The organism is Gracilimonas sediminicola (genome assembly GCF_024320785.1).
GTDB lineage: Bacteria > Bacteroidota > Rhodothermia > Balneolales > Balneolaceae > Gracilimonas > Gracilimonas sediminicola.
Genome location: NZ_JANDBC010000001.1, coordinates 301,817 through 323,362, shown reverse-complemented (window position 1 = coordinate 323,362; position 21,546 = coordinate 301,817). Strand labels below are relative to the sequence as shown.

General features: G+C 42.6%; 19 protein-coding genes. 11 read left to right on the top strand and 8 right to left on the bottom strand.

Annotation, left to right across the window (positions count from 1 at the left end):
• Positions 1-31 precede the first annotated feature (31 nt).
• Together NM125_RS01640 and NM125_RS01635 are read left to right on the top strand one after the other, a co-directional pair.
• Positions 32-1,006 (top strand): NAD(P)-dependent alcohol dehydrogenase, encoded by a 975-nt coding sequence (locus tag NM125_RS01640; protein ID WP_255132204.1) that lies wholly within the window; start codon positions 32-34, stop codon positions 1,004-1,006.
• Positions 999-1,688: a DUF4386 domain-containing protein gene (locus tag NM125_RS01635; protein ID WP_255132202.1), complete on the top strand. Its 690-nt coding sequence runs from the start codon at positions 999-1,001 to the stop codon at positions 1,686-1,688. The genes NM125_RS01640 and NM125_RS01635 overlap by 8 nt, the downstream gene beginning before the upstream one ends.
• Positions 1,689-1,895: 207 nt before the next feature.
• Here NM125_RS01635 and NM125_RS01630 read toward each other — a convergent pair whose 3' ends face one another.
• The 5 genes from NM125_RS01630 to NM125_RS01610 all read right to left on the bottom strand — a co-directional run bounded on the left by NM125_RS01630 (position 1,896) and on the right by NM125_RS01610 (position 5,865).
• Complete coding sequence (locus NM125_RS01630; RefSeq protein WP_255132200.1) at positions 1,896-2,489, bottom strand: hypothetical protein; 594 nt, start codon at positions 2,487-2,489, stop codon at positions 1,896-1,898.
• 70 nt (positions 2,490-2,559) lie between these two features.
• A complete protein-coding gene (locus tag NM125_RS01625) occupies positions 2,560-3,240 on the bottom strand; it encodes a DUF4386 domain-containing protein (RefSeq protein ID WP_255132197.1) in 681 nt (226 codons plus the stop codon).
• Between the two features lie 41 nt (positions 3,241-3,281).
• On the bottom strand, positions 3,282-4,220 hold the full coding sequence (locus NM125_RS01620; RefSeq protein ID WP_255132196.1) for an NAD(P)-dependent alcohol dehydrogenase: 939 nt from the start codon (positions 4,218-4,220) through the stop codon (positions 3,282-3,284).
• 74 nt (positions 4,221-4,294) lie between these two features.
• Positions 4,295-5,140, bottom strand: coding sequence for an alpha/beta fold hydrolase (locus NM125_RS01615; RefSeq protein WP_255132194.1), 846 nt, complete (start codon positions 5,138-5,140; stop codon positions 4,295-4,297).
• 77 nt (positions 5,141-5,217) lie between these two features.
• The gene (locus NM125_RS01610; RefSeq protein WP_255132192.1) at positions 5,218-5,865 is read right to left on the bottom strand and encodes a hypothetical protein; all 648 of its coding nucleotides are present in this window, start codon (positions 5,863-5,865) and stop codon (positions 5,218-5,220) included.
• An 865-nt stretch (positions 5,866-6,730) separates the two neighbouring features.
• On the opposite strand from NM125_RS01610, the gene NM125_RS01605 reads away from it, so the two are divergent.
• The 5 genes from NM125_RS01605 (at position 6,731) to NM125_RS01585 (ending at position 12,042) form a co-directional block, all read left to right on the top strand.
• Entirely contained in the window at positions 6,731-8,536 is a 1,806-nt protein-coding gene (locus NM125_RS01605; protein ID WP_255132190.1) for a helix-turn-helix domain-containing protein, read from the top strand.
• Positions 8,537-8,980: 444 nt separating this feature from the next.
• On the top strand, positions 8,981-9,844 hold the full coding sequence (locus NM125_RS01600; protein WP_255132188.1) for an SDR family oxidoreductase: 864 nt from the start codon (positions 8,981-8,983) through the stop codon (positions 9,842-9,844).
• A gap of 31 nt (positions 9,845-9,875) precedes the next feature.
• Positions 9,876-10,430 carry a hypothetical protein gene (locus tag NM125_RS01595; RefSeq protein WP_255132187.1) on the top strand — a complete coding sequence of 185 codons (555 nt, stop codon included), beginning with the start codon at positions 9,876-9,878 and terminating at the stop codon, positions 10,428-10,430.
• Positions 10,431-10,433: 3 nt separating this feature from the next.
• Complete coding sequence (locus tag NM125_RS01590; protein WP_255132185.1) at positions 10,434-11,102, top strand: hypothetical protein; 669 nt, start codon at positions 10,434-10,436, stop codon at positions 11,100-11,102.
• A gap of 172 nt (positions 11,103-11,274) precedes the next feature.
• Positions 11,275-12,042 (top strand): YwaF family protein, encoded by a 768-nt coding sequence (locus NM125_RS01585; RefSeq protein WP_255132183.1) that lies wholly within the window; start codon positions 11,275-11,277, stop codon positions 12,040-12,042.
• 28 nt (positions 12,043-12,070) lie between these two features.
• Here the strand turns inward: NM125_RS01585 and NM125_RS01580 are convergent, their stop codons facing one another.
• Entirely contained in the window at positions 12,071-15,646 is a 3,576-nt protein-coding gene (locus tag NM125_RS01580; protein WP_255132182.1) for a M1 family aminopeptidase, read from the bottom strand.
• The gene (locus NM125_RS01575) at positions 15,643-16,539 is read right to left on the bottom strand and encodes an ABC transporter ATP-binding protein (RefSeq protein WP_255132180.1); all 897 of its coding nucleotides are present in this window, start codon (positions 16,537-16,539) and stop codon (positions 15,643-15,645) included. The genes NM125_RS01580 and NM125_RS01575 overlap by 4 nt, the downstream gene beginning before the upstream one ends.
• Before the next feature lie 208 nt (positions 16,540-16,747).
• On the opposite strand from NM125_RS01575, the gene NM125_RS01570 reads away from it, so the two are divergent.
• Together NM125_RS01570 and NM125_RS01565 are read left to right on the top strand one after the other, a co-directional pair.
• Positions 16,748-17,872, top strand: coding sequence for a sensor histidine kinase (locus NM125_RS01570; RefSeq protein ID WP_255132178.1), 1,125 nt, complete (start codon positions 16,748-16,750; stop codon positions 17,870-17,872).
• On the top strand, positions 17,869-18,582 hold the full coding sequence (locus NM125_RS01565) for a LytR/AlgR family response regulator transcription factor (protein WP_255132176.1): 714 nt from the start codon (positions 17,869-17,871) through the stop codon (positions 18,580-18,582). Before NM125_RS01570 ends, NM125_RS01565 begins: the two co-directional genes overlap by 4 nt.
• A 40-nt stretch (positions 18,583-18,622) precedes the next feature.
• On the opposite strand, the gene NM125_RS01560 is transcribed toward NM125_RS01565, so the two are convergent.
• The gene (locus tag NM125_RS01560) at positions 18,623-19,765 is read right to left on the bottom strand and encodes a DUF3179 domain-containing protein (protein WP_255132175.1); all 1,143 of its coding nucleotides are present in this window, start codon (positions 19,763-19,765) and stop codon (positions 18,623-18,625) included.
• A gap of 157 nt (positions 19,766-19,922) precedes the next feature.
• Between NM125_RS01560 and NM125_RS01555 the strand changes: the two genes are divergently transcribed.
• Together NM125_RS01555 and NM125_RS01550 are read left to right on the top strand one after the other, a co-directional pair.
• Positions 19,923-20,927, top strand: a complete 1,005-nt coding sequence (locus tag NM125_RS01555; protein ID WP_255132173.1) for a porin family protein — start codon at positions 19,923-19,925, stop codon at positions 20,925-20,927.
• Complete coding sequence (locus NM125_RS01550) at positions 20,911-21,432, top strand: thioredoxin family protein (protein ID WP_255132172.1); 522 nt, start codon at positions 20,911-20,913, stop codon at positions 21,430-21,432. The genes NM125_RS01555 and NM125_RS01550 overlap by 17 nt, the downstream gene beginning before the upstream one ends.
• Positions 21,433-21,546 lie beyond the last annotated feature (114 nt).

Below are 21,546 nucleotides of genomic sequence, written 5' to 3'. Positions count from 1 at the left end.
TGCTTACGAATCCTAAAATAAGAGGAACACTATGAAGTCCATTATATATGAATCCTACGGTAGCCCGGATGTTCTGAAGTTGATAAAAACCAGCACTCCTGAACCCTCCCGGAATGAATTATTAATAAAAGTTATAAGCAGTTCCGTTACGGCTGCTGATTGGCACCTGAGAAAAGCTGACCCTATGATGGTTCGTTTTATGAATGGACTATTCACCCCAAAAAGGAAGGTTTTGGGGCAGGAATTTTACGGGGAGGTTATTGAAACAGGAGGGAGTGTAACACGATTTAAGCCGGGCGATAAAGTTTTTGGGAGTACCGGATTGAAGACCGGCGCTCATTCAGAATTTATCGTATTGAGTGAGGATAGTGTGATCTCCAGGGCTGACGGAGATATTGAAGATGATTCACTGGCAGCTATTCCAATCGGGGCGATGACCGCATTGTTCTTTCTGAAACAGGGGGGACTGAAAAAGGGAGGTCGGGTATTAATAAATGGGGCCTCCGGGAGTGTGGGTAGTTATGCTGTGCAGATAGCCAAAGGAAAAGGTGCTACCGTAATCGGAGTTTGCAGCACCCGGAATGTGAAATTAGTGCGCGAGATCGGTGCAGATCAGGTTATTGATTACAAAAAAGAGAGGCTCACGGACCATCCTCAAAAGCATGATATCGTTTTTGATACCGTAGGCAATCTGAGCTATAGGAGTGTTAAGCCGTTATTAAGCTCAGAAGGTCACTTTATATCAACTGCATTTAATCTTGGGTTGATGCGAGCCATGATGATGAACACGTTCCGAAAAGGTCATAAAGTATATACTGGAGTCACAAAAGAATCCCAGGAACTATTGGATGAGATCAAAGACCTGATCAAATCAAAAAAGCTCAAGGCGGTCATTGAAAAAACATACAGTATGGAAGAAATCAAGGAGGCTCATATCCATGCAGAATCAGGTCATAAACAGGGAAATATCATATTGGCAATTCAAGGAGGAACTACTCATGTATAATGAAAAGAAAATAGGCAGAATTACCGGAGTGCTGTATCTGATCGTAATATTTTGTGCGGGATTCGCTCAGGGTGTGGCAAGAGAATCCGTATTTATTGCCGGCGATGCGATCGCCACTGCGAATAATATCCTGGCTAATTCAGCATTGTTTAGATGGGGACTGGTTACAGACCTGATCGCGTTTTCTACAGATATTGCGATTTCAGTATTGCTATACCTATTGTTGAAGTCGGTGAATAAACCCCTCGCATTGATCATGGCATGTTTCAGGTTGATAGCGCATCCGGGAGTAGCAACTGCAAATTTACTTAATCATGTAGCGGCTCTTAACGTTTTGGAAAGTGATGGACTTACCAGTCAATTTTCTCAGATTCAGCTAAGTGAATTATCCATGTTTTTTATGGAAGCCCATCATTTGGGATATATTCTGGCCGGAGTAGCGTTCGGAATTCACTGTTTCCTACTGGGCTATTTGCTGATGAAATCACTTCACTTCCCAAAAGTCTTGGGCATCCTCATGATCGGCGCCTCATTCGGCTACCTGATCGAAAGCTTTGGATTTATTTTATATCCTGAACACAAGGTCATTTTTGGATGGATCGTTGGCTTATCGGCAGCGTTGGGGGAAGTGACCCTTTGTATTTGGTTGATGATCAAAGGGGCAAAGTTAGAAAAAATATGAGTATTCCAGTGAAGAGTTTACATCATAGATCCTGGTTTGTAATAATGAGCTTAGCGATGATGATTTTTTAATTTATATCCTGTTTTAAGTCAGTCTAAGCAGCCAAGCTTAGAAATAAAGGTGCAATTTGATATAAGTGGGGATGACCTCACGTATGCGGAAAAAGTGGTCTTTATCAGGTATAAACTGCACATCTGTCTTTCCTGATCAATTGGGTTTAGAATATTCAATGAGTTCCTCGACATACAAAAAATCCCCTTGAGACTGAGTCAGTTTAATAAAGTTTTTTACTGACGGAGCATACAACCAAATCTCTTCTTCATCCGCATTATACCCTCTGGAATTTGTAGTTTTACCGGTGTATTTGATGGTATAAGCCATAAATGTTCCGGCTTCTACCGTTTCTTCCTGATAGGATAACACTTCGGCTTGCTGACTCTGTGTTCCGGTAGTACCATCCTGACTAGTCCAGCTGTTTTCATATTTCCATGTTTTACCAACTTTCAATGGCCAGTCGTACTTAGGTGTTTCGCTCTCATCCACCTTAACGATGTCGGTGAGTGGAATGGTGTCATTGCTTATGGTCATGCCTAAACCTTCATTCATTTGTACGATCATTCGTTTGTCGGTGCCATCTGAACGTACTTCTCCCTCAGTCGTTACTCCTTTATATTTCCAAACCCATGTTTCACCAATTTGATAGTCATCAAGTGTAGGTTGTTGGGTAATGGTGGGCTTCGTTGAACTCTTGCAGGCAATAAGTAGCGTGAAGGTTAATAAGATTATTAAGTGAAGTTTCATATTGAATTAGGATCTATTTCGTTAATGGTTATTGTGTTTAAGAAATGATGACCTACTACATTTACTTTGATTATACAGGGGCATCTGATCTGATTCCAAAAATGAGTAGGTAACCGATCATCCAGAATTCGCCGATAGTAGCGGGAATGGTTAGGTATTCAATGAATGCAGACTGTATTCCTGAGTAATGGAGCAATGTGCTCAGTATATAACCGAAACCACCAATAATTAACATATATCCTAACCAAATAGGCATTCGGCGTGAATGGGTAACGATATATCCCATTGGAATGAGCCATAGTCCAAAAAAGAGGCTTCCGGCAGCCCATGCATTACTAATAATATTGTGTAAAACTGAAATCAACAGGATCTGCTCTTCGGTCGACAGAGAAGATGCTGCAACATTGATCATTGATCCCATTGAAATTGCACTTATCAAAATTACCACAGCATTAACGGTACCCCAGATCGCTACAGACCAGGAAGCCCACTCACGAATGGTTCTGAATAATTTGTAAAACCATACCGCAGTCAGAACCTGTGACAGAACTATCCCTAATTCCAGCAGCAGTCGGATTCGTAGAATCGATTCATTACCGATAATATTTTGAAGGGTTGCTGCGGGGTCGTCTGCAATAAATATTTTGGGATGAAATACCAGAAAACCTAATACACCGAAAATTACAAGTGATAGATAGAATAGACCGGTTATTCGGGCATCTTTTTTAAGTGATTCTTGAGATTTAGTCATAATGAATTATGATGATTGTTTTTGTTTTGTTCTCAGTAATGTCAATGGGAGACACTGATAATAACATCACCTCGCTTATGCCCGAGTTCAACATAATCGTGGGCCTCGGCCATTTTTTCTAATGGGAAGACTCTATCAATGACCGGTTTGATCTTCCCTGCTGCGAGATAGTTTTTCAATTGTAGAAAAGCACTTCTGGGGGTTTTGGGGACACCGGTATCAATGGATATGTATTTACCATTTACATGTAACGCCTTTTTGCTTTTTTCTTTAAGTATTGAAGACTTTGAGTTTCCGACTGCATCTAATACATATTTATAAGTGGATAACTGTTTATCAGCGCCCTGCAGGGTGTAATCAATCACCTGATCACTACCCAGCGATTTGACCAGGTCAAAGTTTTTGCGGCTGCAAACAGCGGTTACGTTCGCGCCGGCAATTTTGGCTAACTGCACTGCCATGGTCCCAATACTGCCTGAAGCCCCGTAGATTAAAACTTCATCACCTTTCTGAATGGAGGTTTTGCTCAGCAGATGTATAGCCAGTAAGCCACCATAGGGAGTCGCGGCAGCCTCATTATGACTGATGCTTGCCGGTTTCAGGGCGATACTCCAGTCTTCGGGCAGGCATATATATTCGGCATAAGAACCAAAATGCCGCTTTGTTGGTGAAACAGAGCCATAAGCAAATACTTCATCTCCAACATTGAATGACGAAACATTTTTCCCCTTAGCTTCTACAACACCCGATGATACCATCCCCAAAATGGGGTTGCGTGGTTTCCCAAAACCGAAGATGGTTTGAAGTATAAATTTTGGAATGAGCGGCTCATCCAATCTTCGTATGAGCACGTCGCTGGCTGTGACTGAGGTAGCTTTTATTTCTATCAGCACCTCATTGTTTTTTGGGTTTGGCTTTTCAACATCTGCCAGTACCAGGTTTTCAGACCCTCCGTATTTCAAACATTTAATCGCTTTCATTTTTCTTTTTATCGAGCCAGTTTAGAATAACCTGAGTAGTCTTTTCGGGTGCTTCTTGTTGTATCCAGTGCTCCTTATCTCATAATCTCTTGTTCAATCATTTCATTTTGTTCTTTGTTTTGAACATGTTTTGAATGTTCAAGAAGCGTGCTTTTTCTAAGCGACGGAAATATCTTTGCTGCCCGTTTTATCATTTTCTTTCCGGGAAACAGGATGTCGTTTTCAGCTGCGAAAAGGGTAATGGGTGTTGTGATTTCTTTGGCTGCCTTAGTATCTATGACAGGAACCGGGGTAAAGTCCATCTCAAATTCTAAAAAGACTTTGGAAAGAAATTCGATAGCAAACTCATCCCGATCGGTGAACAAGTGGGACAGAAACTTCTCGACATACTTTACTTTTTTAGTTTTCATGTACCTTTTCATAGGGATGAAAACTTTGAAAATGGCCTTCAATGGATTTCCATTTACGATATAAGCCGGTGATGAGAGATACACTTCTTTGATGTTGCTCTCATCGTATTCCAGCGTTTTAAGAATGATCAATCCGCCAAAAGAGAATCCTGCCATAGTTACTGATTCAATCTTTAGGTCAGCGATGAGTTCATTCATCCATTTTCCATAGGAATCATCTTTCATACTCAAGCGCGTCTCGGCACTTTTATTGGGTTGAGCCAGTACATCCACCGCAAAAACCCTGAATTTCTTATGCAGATTAGCATAGGTCTCCAGAGCAATAGGGGCACAACCATTCGAACCATGAACAATTATGATCGGCGGATTCGCAGGATCTCCAGTAGCTATGATGTTGGTCTTTCCAAAACTGGTTTGTACCGTTAAGTATTCGTATTCAATCTTTAGGCTATCCAGCTTTGCATCGTACAGTTGAAGTATTTCTTTCTTGCCTTGTTTGGATTTAAACATAGTATCAGGTTATTAGTCTTTTTTAGTGGAGTTATTCTTTTGGGCATATCCCATCGCTGCTATGAGGCCGCTAAACTTTAAAATTTCCACCCTAAGTAAATATTCGGCTCAAAAAAGAAGAAATTTCCATATTTGTCATCGAACTCCTTAAATCCAGCAGGCGAGTTGTTGTCGAACATCCACTGGTTGATATGAACCTGAGGTTCTATGAAAAATCGTTTTTTCTTCCCAAATGCTGCGTGATAACCCAAATGAACCGAGTTATAAAGCTTAAATCCATTTTTGATTTTTTTACCGTCTAAATCGGTATAGGTTTGAATTTGTGGTAGCACTTCAACAGATGCAAAAAGCCCTTTCCAAAGCATGCGTTGGTATGAGACGCCAATTCCTGTTTCTCTTAGGTATCCATCGTAATATTCAGTCCCAGATTCTATTTTATCCACAACACCCTGCCACCAGGTGATTCCCATGGGTTGAAATAATCGCCAAGTAGCGAACTTCACTCCAATGATGTTTTTGTCATCAAGGTTACGTTTTACATGCAATTCTACCATTTGAATACTAGTTCGCTTTCCATATCCAAAGATAATCTCATCTGGAACGATATAAGGCATACTTACCCTCCACTTATGGGTGACTTCAGTTTCTTTATCCTCCGGTGAGCTGGTTTGAGCAAAAGCGCTAAATGAGGCCAGTGTAAAAACAATAATAAGTAGGTTTTTCATTGTTCTGAATTTTAAATGATTAAATGAATGATTTGATATTTGTCGAAAGATTCAGTCTTTAAAATCCACTTTATCGAATCGACAGATCAATGATCGTAAGAAATAGCAGGTCAAACGTCCTGAAATGAAAATGCGGACGTATTGGTGAGATTTTGGACTTTAAGGGTGCTATGGAGAAAAATCAGAACGGTGGCTTTATTTTTACCTTGTTGCGAAGGTCCATCTTCGCATTGCTGTCCCGGAAGCTCCGGCTTCTCGTGCAGGAAAGGACTTGGTTGCCTGTCATTGTTTTCCTTGTTCTTTTGTACCGACAAAAGAACCAACCCCGATTGATCGGGGCGACTGCGAAAAAAGAGCTAAAGATGGCTACACTCCGCTAAAAGAAATCAATGCTCCCCGGCCGGGTTTGCCTGTAGATCAAGTGCCTGCGCCCCGAATGCTCGGGGTTTCTTCACGCTTCATTTCGTCATCTTCTTAACGCTCTTTTTTCTAATGCCGAATGGACTTCAATATCAACTGGAATAATTGATGGGATTAAAATGAGAGTGGAGGTACTTGGTAATTTGATACAATAGGTTTTGGTAATTTGATACAATAGGTTATAGTATTCGGCTTTGTCCCCTAACTGGAGCTCTGTTCACGGATGCTCAGCTGAGGCTATGCTCCCATTACATGCTGATTATAAAAGGGGGGGGTTAATCCAATTAGAAATAATACAAGGACGGCTCCCCGTGTCTGAGTTGCGGTAAAGGATATTATTGACACCTATCGTCTGACCTTTTTATCTCTGTTCCTTTATTCCCATGTTTTTATATCTTCTTCCCATATATATGAATAACGGGTAGTACTAAAACACCTACTTTTTTTGATCGATAATAAATCCATAGCTATTCTGCCATTTCTGAACCTGAGTGCAGATCCTGAAAATGAATATTTCAGTGACGGTATTACCGAGGATATCATTAATGCTTTAAGCCGAATTGAGGGTTTAAAGGTGAGTGCCCGAACCTCTTCATTTGTCTTCAAAGGCAGGCAGATGGATGTAAGGCACATCGGCAATCAATTAGGGGTTTCCACGGTGCTGGAGGGCAGTGTGCGTCGGTCACGAAAAAAAGTTCGGATATCAGCGCAGCTGATACAAACGACAGATGGATTTCAAATATGGTCGGGGCGCTTTGATCGTGATATTGAGGATATCTTTGAGCTTCAGGATGAGATTAGCTTAACCATCGCGGAACAGATCAGGGAAAATTTTGGTCACCTGGAGATCGGGGAACACCTGGTGGATGTACCCACTCAAAATATCCAGGCCTATAATCTCTACTTAAAGGCTCGCTATAATCACTTGCGTTGGGACCGTGAAGGGATCGAAAATGCGATGAAGTTTTATCAGCAATGCATAGAGATGGCTCCGGATTTTGCGTGGCCTTATTTTGGAGCGGGTTATTGCCATGCAATGTTTGGATCATGGACCCCGAATATTTCATCGCTTGACATGGCAGCGGATTATATTGGTCGCGGATTTGAGATCGACGATCAGTCATTTCTGGGATACTACAGCAAAGCGACACTTGAATTTTGGGGGCACTGGAATTACCGGGAAGCAGAAAAGCTATATCAAAGGTCAATGGCTTTAAATCCTTCTTATACGGAAGCCGAGGAAGGGTTGGCTGAATTATATACGGCCATTGGCTGGTTCGATGAAGCCATGGATCATACAAAACATATCCTTCAGCTGGATCCACTTTCACCCAACCATCATTTTACCAAAGCGAACATTCATTATTTGCAGGAAGATTATGAATCGGCCCTTGCAAGTATAGAATCCTCTCTGGGGATCAATCCTGATTTTACGCATGCCATTGCCATGAAGCAACTTTGCCTGATCAAATTAAAGCGAGAGGAGGAGTTGGAGACCTATTTAGAAAATACGGCATTGGCAGTTTCTCCGAAATCAAGTAGGATGCTGTACACACTGACCGACCATCCTGCCGATCATGACATCAAGCTTGAGGAAATTGATGAGGTTGTAGAGGAAGAAGGAATTTCAATTATGCCCTGGCCTGTGTTTTTATATACGCAATTTGGGGCTCAAGAAAAAGCACTGGAACTTCTTCAACGTGCTGTTGTAGATAAAAGAGGTCAGTTTGCAAACTTCCTGAGCCGCCCCTTTCTTGACAAAATTCAGGAAACAGATGGTTTTAAAGAGTTGGTCAAAAAGACATTTGAACCATCCCGGTTACCCAGTAAACGATCAAGGCAGGAGCTGAGTAACGGAAGTGCGCATAAAAATAATGAGGTTGATGCCCGAGCATTGATGCAGCCTCAAGAGATCGAAATGGCTATAGAAAAACTCGATCATTTAATGCATAAGGACGAACGCTACCTTGATACGGCATTGACTTTGAGAACCCTGGCTGCTGAAGCTGAACTTCACCCAAATAAACTATCATGGATGCTGAATGATCAGGTGGGGGTAAGCTTCAACGATTATGTTAATAATTTCCGGCTGGAGTGTTTTAAGCAGAAGGCATTGGATCCCGCTAATCAGAATTTTACCTTACTGGGCTTAGCTTTTGAAAGTGGGTTTAATTCTAAATCCACTTTCAATGATTACTTCAAAAAGAAAACTGGTATTACCCCTCGGAAATGGCTGAAGGAGCATCAGTAGGAGACTTGATTCTAAGCCTGCACTGAGTCTTAATCTGCAACAGGATCTACATTTCTGACCTCATTTGTTTTCTCCTTCACAAGGAGAAAGACGCACATAACACATCAGAGTCTTACATAGGAATAGGTTTTTAAAGAAGCCTGGAAAAAGTCTCTCCTTGAGAAGGAGTCCCGATTTTAGGGAAAAGAGGTCGAAGCTTAGGCCTCAGAATAAGAAGTTACCTATACTCTCATTTTAATTACTTCCTTCATTGGTTCCAGCCAGGGGTTTGAAAACCCTTAACTTTCAGTGCAGAGTGGTTTAGTCTTCTCATTCTGTTGCTACCAGCCCTTTCTCTTTTCTAAAAAGTCCGAGATTTCATAAAAAGCGCCGAAAATATCATTTCGCACGATTATAAGATGCTGGCTGCTGATCTTGGCCTTGCAATCAAAAAAGGAATGCACCATGACAAAAATCTTAGTTGCCGGAGCCAGTGGCTATCTCGGAAAATATATACTTGAAGAACTGCATAGCTGGAAGATACCAGCTATAGCTTTGGTTCGAGCTCCGGAAAAGTTAGAAGATCTGAATTACCGAAATATCAAGATAGTGCAGGCTGAAGTAACCCGGCCAGAAACACTGAGTGGCGTTTGTAAGAATGTTGAGACAGTGATATCAACTGTTGGTATCACCCGCCAAAAAGATGGGCTTACCTATATGGATGTCGATTACCAGGCAAATTTAAACCTGCTGAAGGAAGCACAACGAACCGGGGTTAGAAAATTTATATACGTATCTGTTATAGACGGTGACAAGCTACGCCATCTTAAGATCACCGAAGCTAAAGAACGATTTGTGGATGCCCTCAAAGCATCGGGATTAGAATATACCGTCATTCGACCCAGTGGATTTTTTTCGGATCTACGGGAGGTGCTCTACATGGCTGAGAAAGGCAGGGTTGTGTTGTTCGGGAACGGAGAGTCAAAGCTAAACCCTATCCACGGGGCTGACCTTTCGGAAGTGTGTGTACGGGCTATTGCTCAGAAAGAAAAAGAGATATCGGTAGGCGGACCAGATATTCTTACTCAAAATGAGATAGCAGAAATGGCTTTATGCGCGTGGAATAAACCGGCTAATATTGTTCACCTTCCGGGCTGGATCAGGTTATTGATACTACATACAGCTAAGATTTTTCTTCCCGGGCAAAAATTTGGTCCGCTTGAATTCTTTCTCACACTTATGGCGCGCGAAAGTATTGCCACCCGCCACGGCACTCATCGCTTACAGGACTTTTTTAACCAAGAAGTACAACAAATAAAACAACCATAACAAACCAACATTTCTGCTAATCAAGGTGAAAATGGAATCAATAAAACGATATTGGTTAAAGCTAAGAGCTACATTCACTAAAGATCATGTACTTCACCTAATTACCAAAGTGGAAATGCGTATGAATGTGTTGTTTCAGAAAGTACACATCGAGTCGAAATCGGTAAATGTGTTGATGCTAATTCCTCGCGTACTATTTGGATACTTTATCTTATTTGATGTTGGCAGACAAATAATTGGTTTACCAATATCAGAAATACAAATGATGGATGCCGAAACCATTGAAATAATCCGGTCTTTAAGTCCAAGAGTTGTGGAATTGCTACCATGGTTAGAACGCATGGAATATTGGGTGCAGGGTGCTTTTCTATCGGCAGGATTTACAACCCGGCTAATTAGCCTTTCATTGTTATGGGTAGTGGCAGAGAATTTAATGGCCAACCCATTCTTGATGCCACAAAATATAAGTACGCTCTTATTTTTCATTAGTACCTGTTTGTATAGCTTAGTTCTTGGATCAGGTAAATATGGAATCGATAGGATGATTCTGAGTACATTCTTTAAATCATGGAGGAAGATACGCTAAGCTATGAAAACGAATATTATTACCTTAATTATAGTATTAGCTGGTATTGCCGGCAGCATTTTTTGGATAGAGGCGGAGAAAGAAATCGAAATATTATGCGGGTTGATTCAGCCGGGGCAATCCATAGAAAAAGTAATAGGTTTATTGGAAACAGGAGAACATCTGGAGTATAAATTAGAAGGCCGAAAACTTCGGTTTTATTCAATAAAAAACCTTCACTCCATTAGCTGTGGGGTAGATTTGCAGAATACAACAGAAGTGGCAACTGTACGCTTTTCAGAACGCATCAATCTTAAGATATTAACAATACTTACAGGCAGCATATGCACCTTTTTACTGATGATTTTTCAGATTGCATTGGCAAGTGGAAAACCCCTTGGTGAGTATGCATGGGGTGGTTTTAACAAAGACCTTCCGGACTCACTTCGAAAGGCATCTGCTGTTTCTGCCATTATTCTACTTATTGGAATACTTTCACTGCTAAGTTTGAATTATATAAGTCTTATTCCTGAGGGAGTAAGTGCATATATCGTTGCAGGATTTGCTTTAATGTTTATGTTTAGCATTCTCGGGAATCTTTTATCAGTAAGTAAAAAAGAAAAAATGGTGATGATTCCTGCATCAGTGGTGTTATTTCTGTGCTACTTCACTGCTGCTTATTCAGCTTTTTAATAAAGTAAAGCAGAACTACACTAAATATTCAGAACCTTCGTAATCCAAGCCCGGCCAATGCCAGATTTTCCGGCAAGTGCTGCTTTGTTTTTAAAACTGAAATTGATGAGTTTAACAACAGCTTTTATACAGTTATGCGTCTGAGTTCAGTTAAAGCAAAAGAAATAGATTTTTGAATACCTTTTTTGATACAACCTACCTGTTTTCGTCCTACTCGGCAGAGCATTTTACAGTGCTCCTGTTGTTTTTTGGATTTTGCATCTGGTTTATCCCTTTTATGAGAACCCGAAGCCGGGAAGTGCAGCGAAAGGTGCTTTTGGTTATGGCTGTGATGATGTCCCTCTCTCAGCTTATGAAGATTCCCCTGAATATGTACACCGGAACCTTTGATGTTACCAACGACATCCCTCTGCATATGTGCAATTTCCTTCCCTTTGTACTTGTATGGGTATATATGAAAAGCGACAGGAATACCTGGTCTGTGTTATTCTTCTGGGTGGTATTAGGCGTGTCTCAGGCAAATCTGACGCCCTCCGTTCAATTCTCTCTGTTTCATTACGATGCCATTCGTTACTGGATGGTGCATCTCTTGTTAGTGCTTGTGGCACTGTATCCGGCTATTGAGTGGGGTTGGGATCTGAAGTTAAGAGATGTTGGGCGATCTGTTGTAGCACTCAATTTTGTGGCTTTAGTGATTGGAGGAATCAATCTCCTGCTGGGCAGCAACTACCTGTATGTTATGGGCAAGCCCCCGGGAACCACCTTCTTCAGCATTTTACCCGAGTGGCCGGTGTACCTGATTTACCTTGAGCTCATCTTCGTAGCCTGGTCGCTGATGGTATATGGGCTTTTCCGATGGGTGAAAAGAGGAATCACGGTTTATGAATCCTCCCACCATCGTGCTGAATCCGAAGTTAACAGATTTGATGACAATGGTTAGCATTCCCTGTACTTGAACAGGATGATGTTCAATCCATCTCCAAACAGTTATCCTGCCGTACAAGATCCGGCCGGGTTCCGTAGGGATCAATACATACGTAACGGGGAAGCGTTTCTGTTTGAATAGTTATTTGCTGCTTTCCGTCTTCAATGTTTTCGGATTCCAGGAATAATATCTGACCCTCTGAAGCTTCAGAAGGATGAGCGCTAAATATTCCTAATGGAATAGGTTCGTTCATAGAAACGGGAGATTCAACTCCTTCCAATAATTCATGCTTTCCGGCGTCTATGGTAATACGTATCTCATACCGGTCATCACTTATTTTATCCGATTCAGCATTTTCTACGGAGAGATCATAGGTGATGATTTTCTTAAACCAGTCACCAATCAGGCTATGATATTCCTCCGGTGTGAATTTATAGATTTCATTTAAGAACTCCGGTGAAGTAACAGTAGCATCGATTTCGTTTTTGTGTCGGTTTACCAATGTTTTCAGTACTTGATTGACGTTCTCTTCACCAATCAGCTCCTTCAGGGCATACATCACTATGTAACTTTTGCCATATAGCATGTAGTGTTCCCCTTGCTCCAGGTAAAGGGGTTCTTCCGGTGTAGAAGCGTAAGAGCGACCATTGAAATAGGTATGATTGGCGGATTCACTTAGTTGATAGAGGGAGGTCATGCCATAATATTTTTCCATTACAGCGGCTTCGGTGTACTTGGCAAAGCCTTCTACAAAAATGGCACCTCCGCTCACGCTTTGAGTGCTAAGCATATGTCCCCACCACTGGTGCGCTACTTCGTGAATGGTGCGTTTAGCAACCAGACTGAAAGCTTCAGGATTACGTTCATCCACCAGGTACAGATTATCTTCAACCATACTGATTGTTCCGGCTGCTGCATAGCCTCCGAATCTCCAATGGGACGGTATCTCAGCAATACGGAGATAGTCGAAGGGATACGCTCCAAACTCCTTTCCGGCATAGTCCAGCGTTTGCTTCATGCTCTTCATGATGGTTCGATTGTTGAAATCATGGCCGGGATGAAAGTAATGCTCAAGCCGGATACCCTTATAGTCTTCCTGTTCAATTTCATAAGCAGCAGCATGATAGCTGATGGCCGGAGCCACCGGGGTTTCAGTTTTGTATCGGTAGTAGTTTCTCCCGTTTTCTATCCATTTATCTTCAAGCTCTCCGACAGTAATTCCGGTTTGCTCAGCAGGAACAGAAAGAATGGTTTCGAAATCAATCCGCCCAAAACCGGATTCCATAACATCAAAATCCGCATCGGAAGGCTGCTCTTTTTCGCGGTGGGGGAGGCCGCGTTTCTCACGTTCTGTTTTGTCGGAAACTTCCAGGTTATCCGTATAGCCCAAATAAGGACTAAAATCCCTCAGATGCACATAACTACCGTTTTCCACCAGGTCTTTTCCGGAACGGAGTCCTTCTTGTTCGCTTTCTGCAGTGAATGTGAGGGCGACCTTATCACCGGGGAGTACCGGCTTGTTGAAGAGAAATTCATAGATACCAAGTGTGGCATCGTGGTTGATGAGGGTTGCACCTTCGAGCTGAATATCGGTTATGCTCTTCTTTTCTATGATCAGAGCCCTGTTAACAACGGTATCACTTTTGTTCGTTAAAGTGTAAACAGCATCTACCGTGTAGCTTCTTTTTTCCGGATAGAGCGCTACATTTGTGGTTATAGCAACGGGATACAACCACTTTTCTTCATCGTAATGTTTGTACTTCTTCTCATAGTCGGCCCATCGATCCAGTCTTTCACCCGATGACAGGTATACTGTTTCGATATTGGTTTTGTACAAGATCATCCCCGAAGTACACAAGAAAGCTATTCCAAGAACTGTGGCAATGGCTAATCGTTGCTTAGGCCAACTTCTGAATATCTGTCTGGCATGAATAAGAAATCGTTCGGTGATACCCCGTCTCCAAACGTGAAGTGCTATCAGAGACAAAAGTAGTCCCAGTATCAGCCAGTGCGTGGAAAACAAGTAAAAGGTCCCGGCATTATTACTGACTCCGGTCATATCCGAAAAGGTAACCGATGGCATGGCGCCTACTTTCAACAACGGATGTTCAATGCCAAGAGATCCGGACAGAGGGGTGGCGAAAATGGCAACAAAAAGTCCGGTGATGGCCATCCCTAAATACTTATCAGGTGAGAGTGCTTGCACAAACAGCCCGAACAGAATGTAGAAAGCGAGGGGAATTCCCTGGAAGTAGTATAGTGACAGGTAGGTGCCCGTATCAATGACGGTATAATCCATCACTAATTGGAAAACGATGGCAATAACAATTTCGAGGGTGATAAATATAAACGGGATGAAAAGCAGCACCGAAACCTTGGACCAAAAGAAAGAGGCATTGGATGCGGGAGTTGCATCCAGAATGAGATGCATATTCTCACTTCGCTCTTTCCATCCCCACTCGCCGCTATAGAAAATAACCAGCATTACACCGAAGATGAATAAAGCGGTATTATTTAAACCGGCTAAAATGGCTGTGACCGGAAATAAACTTTCGGAGTAGCTGCCTCCCTCAATGAGCTTAGAAGAAAACTCGGCTCCAATAACAAATATGATGAAAGCGAGCATAGCCTGAAAGGGCAGGCTTTTGAACAGCTGTTTGATCCCTATTTTACTCTGAGCAATGAAACTATGCCAAAAAAGACGGCTGCTGTTTAATGATGGTTTTACCGGATGGTAAACGGTGTCTTTCGCATCATTTTTTTCAAGTGCTACTTTACCGGAGGTGGAATCCTTTTTTCCTTGTTGGGATGTCCGGAATGAAAACAACCGATAGGAAAGACCTAACATTGCGAAAGAGATGCCTATCCAGAGTAAACGGTTGAGCAGGAAATTTCCACTCAGTGTTACCCAGACTGTATTTTTTTGAAGAGGAGTGAGGTACTGACTTTGCTCCATAAAAGCTGATATCCCAAATGGGTCACCCAATGCAGCCAGCGTCATACTATCGGTGTGGGTGGGCGTTGAACCGGCCAGCATCGGGGAGTCGAAGAAAAAGGAACAAACAAAATAAAGTACATATACCAGGATGGCCGATGCGTATATCGACATCCGGTTTTTAGAAAGAAGCCCCACAGAAAAGATAAAGGCAGAACAGATGAGAACATTAGGTAGCACGAATACCAGCCAATTCCAGAAATAGGGAGAAACCGAAAATGGAGACAGGCGATCGGGGTCCAAATCAAAGAGGAGCGAGCCTGTCATCATTCCAAGCAAAAGTGGACTTACGGACAGAATACTGAACACAAACACCCCGGCAAACCGGCTCATAAAAAATTGGTGCTTTTGAACACCGGTGCTGAAGATAATCTCTTGCATCTGGTAGGCACGGTCCCGCAATACTCCGTTGATCACAAAAAACATGATGGCAAAAACAGCTCCGAGTGTAAAAACGGAGGTATAATAGCTGATTTGGTACGGTGCATTGAAGTCAACGAGGTCGGGGGCAAAAGCTTGACCGCCAATCTGCAAACCACTAAGGAAGAACAGGATCATAGCTACGGGTAGTGCCCACAGCTTTTTCTGGTAGACAAGTTCGAATCTGAATAATGCTGCGATCATGATAAGCCCATAGTTTGCGGTTCTGTTTTTGGCACGATAGAGAAATAGAAATCTTCCAGGTTTGGAGAAACTGCTTCAAAATCGATGTCGGGTACGTGTTTTGCCTTTATGTGAATCTGAGTCTCACCGGCTACCAGTCGCGTGGAAATCACGTCATAGTTTTCACGATAGCGGGGGAGTTCACCGGAGGGAATCGTCTTCCTCCATATTTGTCCGTCCAAACTTTCTACAAGATCAGCAGGATTGCCGTGAATCAGTATGCTGCCGCGATCCAGAATAGCCATATTGGAGCAGAGGTTGTATATATCGGCGACTATATGAGTGGAAAGAATGACGATGATATTCTCACCGATTTTACTCAGAAGATTCAGAAACCGATGCCGTTCTTCGGGATCCAACCCGGCCGTAGGTTCATCGACAATAATGATTTTCGGATCTCCAAGCAGGGCTTGGGCAATACCAAAACGCTGACGCATACCTCCCGAATAGGTATGGACGTGCTTTTTTCGGTGCTCCCATAAATTGGTTTGGTGAAGAAGTTGTTCAACTTGATCACTACGTTCTTTTTTCTTTAGAAGTCCCTTAAGCACACCAATATGATGTAATAATTCTACCGCCGATATCTTGGGATATACGCCAAATTCCTGGGGGAGATAACCAAGTCCTTTTCGCACTGTATCCGGGTTAGAATGGATGTCATCGCCGTTAAAATGTATACTCCCTGAAGACGGAGATTGCAGTGTGGCAATGGTTCGCATCAGGGAAGACTTTCCTGCTCCATTGGCTCCAAGAAGACCAAACATCCCATTCTCTATGGTCATGGATACGTCATTTAGCGCTTTGGTTCCGTTGGGATAAGTTTTAGATATGCTTTGAATGTGAAGGGTGTTCATAGCGACTCATTTTTGTTGAATTTGAGCGAAGCTACGCAGGCAGATTTGCTTTGTTTACCGGATTGGACGAACAATAGTATTCTTGATATGGACCGTGAGTAAACAGGCATAAATCCGGTTGATGCGGCAAACAGTTGGATTCATGTTAAAACCGATATCGTTCACCCATAGGCAGAGAATGAATGCCGGATTTATCCTATTTTGAATCATGAAAAAAGATTGGACGAAATATCAGGCATTTGTCATAGGGCCGGCTATCACTTATGCAATGATCTTGTTTATGGAATACATAGACCTGATCAGGGTACCCTCCGGGGCGTGGATATCGAATACACTTGGATTCTTGTTTTATGCTTTCTTCATTTCCCTTGCGATCCATAAATACCTGGCAAAGGGAGGATCGCTGATTAGGGTCGGGGCAGGTTTTGGCATTCTGGCCATTGTGATTTTCAGTATCGGATATTTCACCAGTAATCTTCAGGATAATCCACTGATGATTTTGCTGATGATCTCTTTCTGGCTGATGCTATTCTATTTTATTCTACCGGAATTTTTCCAAAAGTACCGATGGCTGATTGTCGGTTTATACGGGGGGTCGGCACTATTCTTTTTATACGCGAGGCTATTCACGGGGAGCTTTGAATTGTATGAAAGCACTTATAAAGTATGGGCACTGAGCTTGTTTTTACTTCCGGTTCCCGTTCTTTTAACGCTTTGGTTTTATGAGCAATGGAAATGGTTCCGAACTCTGAAAGCCGAGAAAGCCAAAGCGGAACTGGCCTTGTTGAGAAGTCAGGTTAACCCTCATTTTTTCTTCAACACGCTAAACAATCTCTATTCGCTGGTGGTACATCAATCTGACAAGGCACCGGACGTTATTCTGAAACTGTCGGATATGATGCGCTATACCATCTATGAAGGGAAAAAAGACAGAGTGCCTCTGAAAGAAGAGATTGAGTATCTGCAACGCTATATCGATTTGCATAAAATCAGGTATCAGAAAGAGGTAGTTATCAAATTCGAAAAACCTGAGGAAACGGAAGCAACAATAGCGCCATTGCTGTTGATATTGCCCCTTGAAAATGCGTTCAAGCATGGAGTGGAAACCATGAGGGAGGGAGCGTTTATACATGCTTCTGTTTTCGAAGACGATAAAAAGATTGTATTCAGGATCAGCAACAATTTCGATGAACAAACCGAAGAAACAGAGAAGGGTATCGGACTTGAAAACCTGAAGAAACGCCTGGAGTTATTATATCCCGACCAACACAAACTGGAGATAGAGAAAGAAGAAGGCGTATTTACAGTAATCCTTGAGCTTTATGAATCATGATCAAATGTATAATTGTAGATGACGAACCACTGGCTCACGACCTGGTAAGCACCTTTTGTGGGCGGCTCCCTCACCTCGAGGTAGTGGCTCAGTGCTACGACGCGCTGGAAGCAATGGAGTGGCTGAACTCGAACAAAGCGGATTTGATGTTCCTTGATTTGAACATGCCCAAACTCAAAGGCTTTGACTTCCTTCGCACTCTTCAGAATCCGCCAAAGGTAATTGTAACCACGGCCTACAAAGAACATGCTCTTGAGGGCTTTGAGTTGGCGGTGGAAGATTATCTGGTTAAGCCGTTCAGTTTTGAGCGTTTTCTGAAGGCGGTTAATAAAGCGGTTTCCTCAACATCTTCAGATACAGGTGTAAAAGAGCATCAGCAAGAAGAAGGGGGGAAGTCGCCGGCGCGCTTTTTTGTAAAGGGTGATAAGGAATACCATCAGGTGAACATGGATGATATTTTGTATGTGGAAGCCAAAGGGAATTACTCTTCTTTAGGTATGAAGGGGGAAGAGCTTTTGGTTCACGAAAAGATTTCAGATTTGGAAGAGCTGCTTCCTCAACCTTCATTTTTGAGGGTACATCGTTCTTTCATTGTAGCGGTAAGCAAAATCAAAACCATTCAGGGAAATACAATTACCGTGGATGAGCATGAAATACCCATAGGGCAGACCTATAGCAAAGTGGTACGGGATGAGATTTTGAAGCAATGATATTAAGTATCGTATAGGATTCTTTGGTGATTGGTGGGCATCATCTATCCACATACCCCTTACAACCGGTACTTGGGTACACACATGCATTGGGAAACATATCAGCTATGGCGAACCAATATCCATCGTAAGACTTGGTTGGGGTTAAGGTTTCGCCTTCTCTGGGGCCGCTTATCGCCTCACCAAAAATATTCCATTTATTACCTTCTGCGTCAGTCATAATAACAGGTAGTTCATCTTGTATAGACTCAAAATCGGGGATGGTTCCGTCAGATAATTCTCTCCTGAAGCTGACCACAAATCCGTGAGTTTGACTCCCGGCAGCCACAATATGATTACCGGCGTAGTCTTCATTTAAGACACTGATCTCTTCCGACATTTCATTCTTCGCAAAAACCCTCACATCCAGTTCATCACCGGGGTTGCCGGTTACATCTTCAGGCAGAAAGGCATGAACCACCGTTTTTCCGGGCAGTCGGTCGTTTTCATGCTTTACAGGGAAGAGGATATAGTCTTCATCGGTTAAATAACTTTCTCCATAGGCATAGCCGTTATAGAATCTTCCAAATCCGGTTTCTTTGGTAACTACTTTTGATTCCGGATACATGGCTTTCCAGGTCTTCCAAGTAGTTTGGACAGTAGAAAAAGAAGAATCCAGAGTTTCTCCTTTCAGTGGACCTTTTACTCCCCGGAGCTGCATTTGAGAATAGTGCGTATCTGTTTTGCGGTCGTAGGCAATTAGATTGTTTCTGAACAATAACCCTGAAACGCCAAACTCTGTAACCTCATCTTCAATCACCCGATCCAGTACGATCCCGGTTCCCGTAAGGGGACAATAGATAACGGAGAAGTAGGTGTCTCCGATTTCATCATTAATAATTTCATGCCAGTCTAAAATCTGGTGAGGATAAGCTCTGACTTCATTGCCCACTTTTAATCCTATCACTAACCGATCGTCTTGTATGTAATTGATCTCACTTACGGGTGCAAACTGAGGGTCATCAACGGAGGGGATTCCATCTTTTCCCGGGCCGCCATCAACTATTTCATCGGAGGGGATGAGCCATTCCGAATCGGGATCATCCGGGGTTTCAGTGTTGGATTCAGAATCCGTACTGACCTGATTGCAAGCACCGAAAAATACTCCAAATACAAAAATTATAGGGAATAGCTGTCTGAGCATATCTGGTTTTGTTGGTGCATTAAAATTGTATAATCTAAAGTTATGATGCATACAATCTTAAAAATCTTACGCAATTCCATTTTGGTAAGAGGATAGTGCTGCATTGCGTCTGTACATCACAGTTAGTTGGTGTATTAATTCTAAAGCTGTAATAATTATGAGTTCGGGGTCTCCCGCAATTGAATTTTCCGGTTTAGCATCCCTCGTCATTTTGTTGATGTCGGTGTATAATCCCGTTCTTCAAGCTCAAACCTGCAGTTGTGCAGGAGCTCCGCTTATAAGCTCTCAGAATTTTGCAACGGTACCCGGTGGAGGCTTTATGGGTGGCTTGACCTGGGAGTACAATAATATTTCAAGCTTATACAGCGGTGCAAATGAGTTGAATAACCGAACTCAGGAAAGAATTACCAACACGGCATTGCTTGAGTTGAGTTATGGAATCAGTGACAGACTGAGTGTTACCGGCACTTTTACCTATATAGAAAAAAGCCGAACTACCGGACTGCAAACCCAGGGGAATTCCAGCACCATAACTACGAGCGGAATAGGGGATGGAATGGTGATGATGAAGTATCACCTCATAAATCAGGATTTATGGAACCCCTACCAGTTTAGTTTGGGAGTCGGTGCAAAAATTCCTTTTGGTACTACTTCTCTGGAAGCGAATAATGTAGCCTTAAATGCAGATATGCAGCCCGGAACCGGAGCATGGGATGGGGTAGGATGGATGTTTGTATCCCGTGCCATAAGAACCCTGAATATGAATGTGTTTCTGAACGGGAGCTATAGATACACCGGAACCGCGGAGCGATTCAATGAGTCGGATAACTATACATTTGGCAACGAATTCGTAGCAATTGCCGGTGTATCAGGTGCAATGTGGGACCGATGGTCGTATGATGGACAGATTAAATTCCGCAGTACTACCCGGGATCAGCTTAACGATTTTCGCCTGCCAAATACCGGAGGGGAATGGCTTAGCGTTAAAACCGGAGTTGGCTATCAGGTACATGATTGGGTTAACCTGCGTGTTTATGGAGAGCTGCCGGTTTATCAGCAGCTGAACGGAACCCAGCCAACCACATCTTTTGTGTTATCTGCTTCTGTTTTCTTCAGTTTCAGCCCAAACCAAAACGGATTTATCTATGGCACCGGCGAATAACTCATGTAAGTTTTTTACGGTGATGGTGCTTCTATTAGTTGGAGCCTGTCCGGCTCACGGGCAACAAAATGCGACTGCAGCTATGCAGTGGTATGATTTTGAAGAAGCAAGACAACTAACCGCTGAAAACGAGAAAGACCTCTTCTTGTTTATGGAAGCGGATTGGTGTGGGATCTGCAAGAGAATGCACCGCGAGGTTTTTACCGACTCAACTATACAATCTTTACTGAGCACTTACTTTTACCCCGTTCGCATCGATATCGAATCAAAAGAAAAACTCACGTTTAACGGACAAAGGATGACTTCCAAAGCGTTCAGCAAAAAGATGAAATTGAATGCTACGCCGACGACTATTTTCCTACAGCCCGATCATACCATAATTGGGAGTAAACCCGGGTTCATGGATGTAGAGGAGTTATGGGTATTGCTGAAGTATATCCAATCAGATGCATGGGAGCGGTCATCCCTGGAAGAGTACCGGGATTCAATTTCAGTAAACCAGTAAATTCCGGCCAAACTAAAGTCTCACCCAGAGTATTAGATTTCCATATAAGCATTTCCTATCAGTGTGATTGTTCTTTTCTCAGGTACCACCGGGTAATATCTATTCCGGCTAACC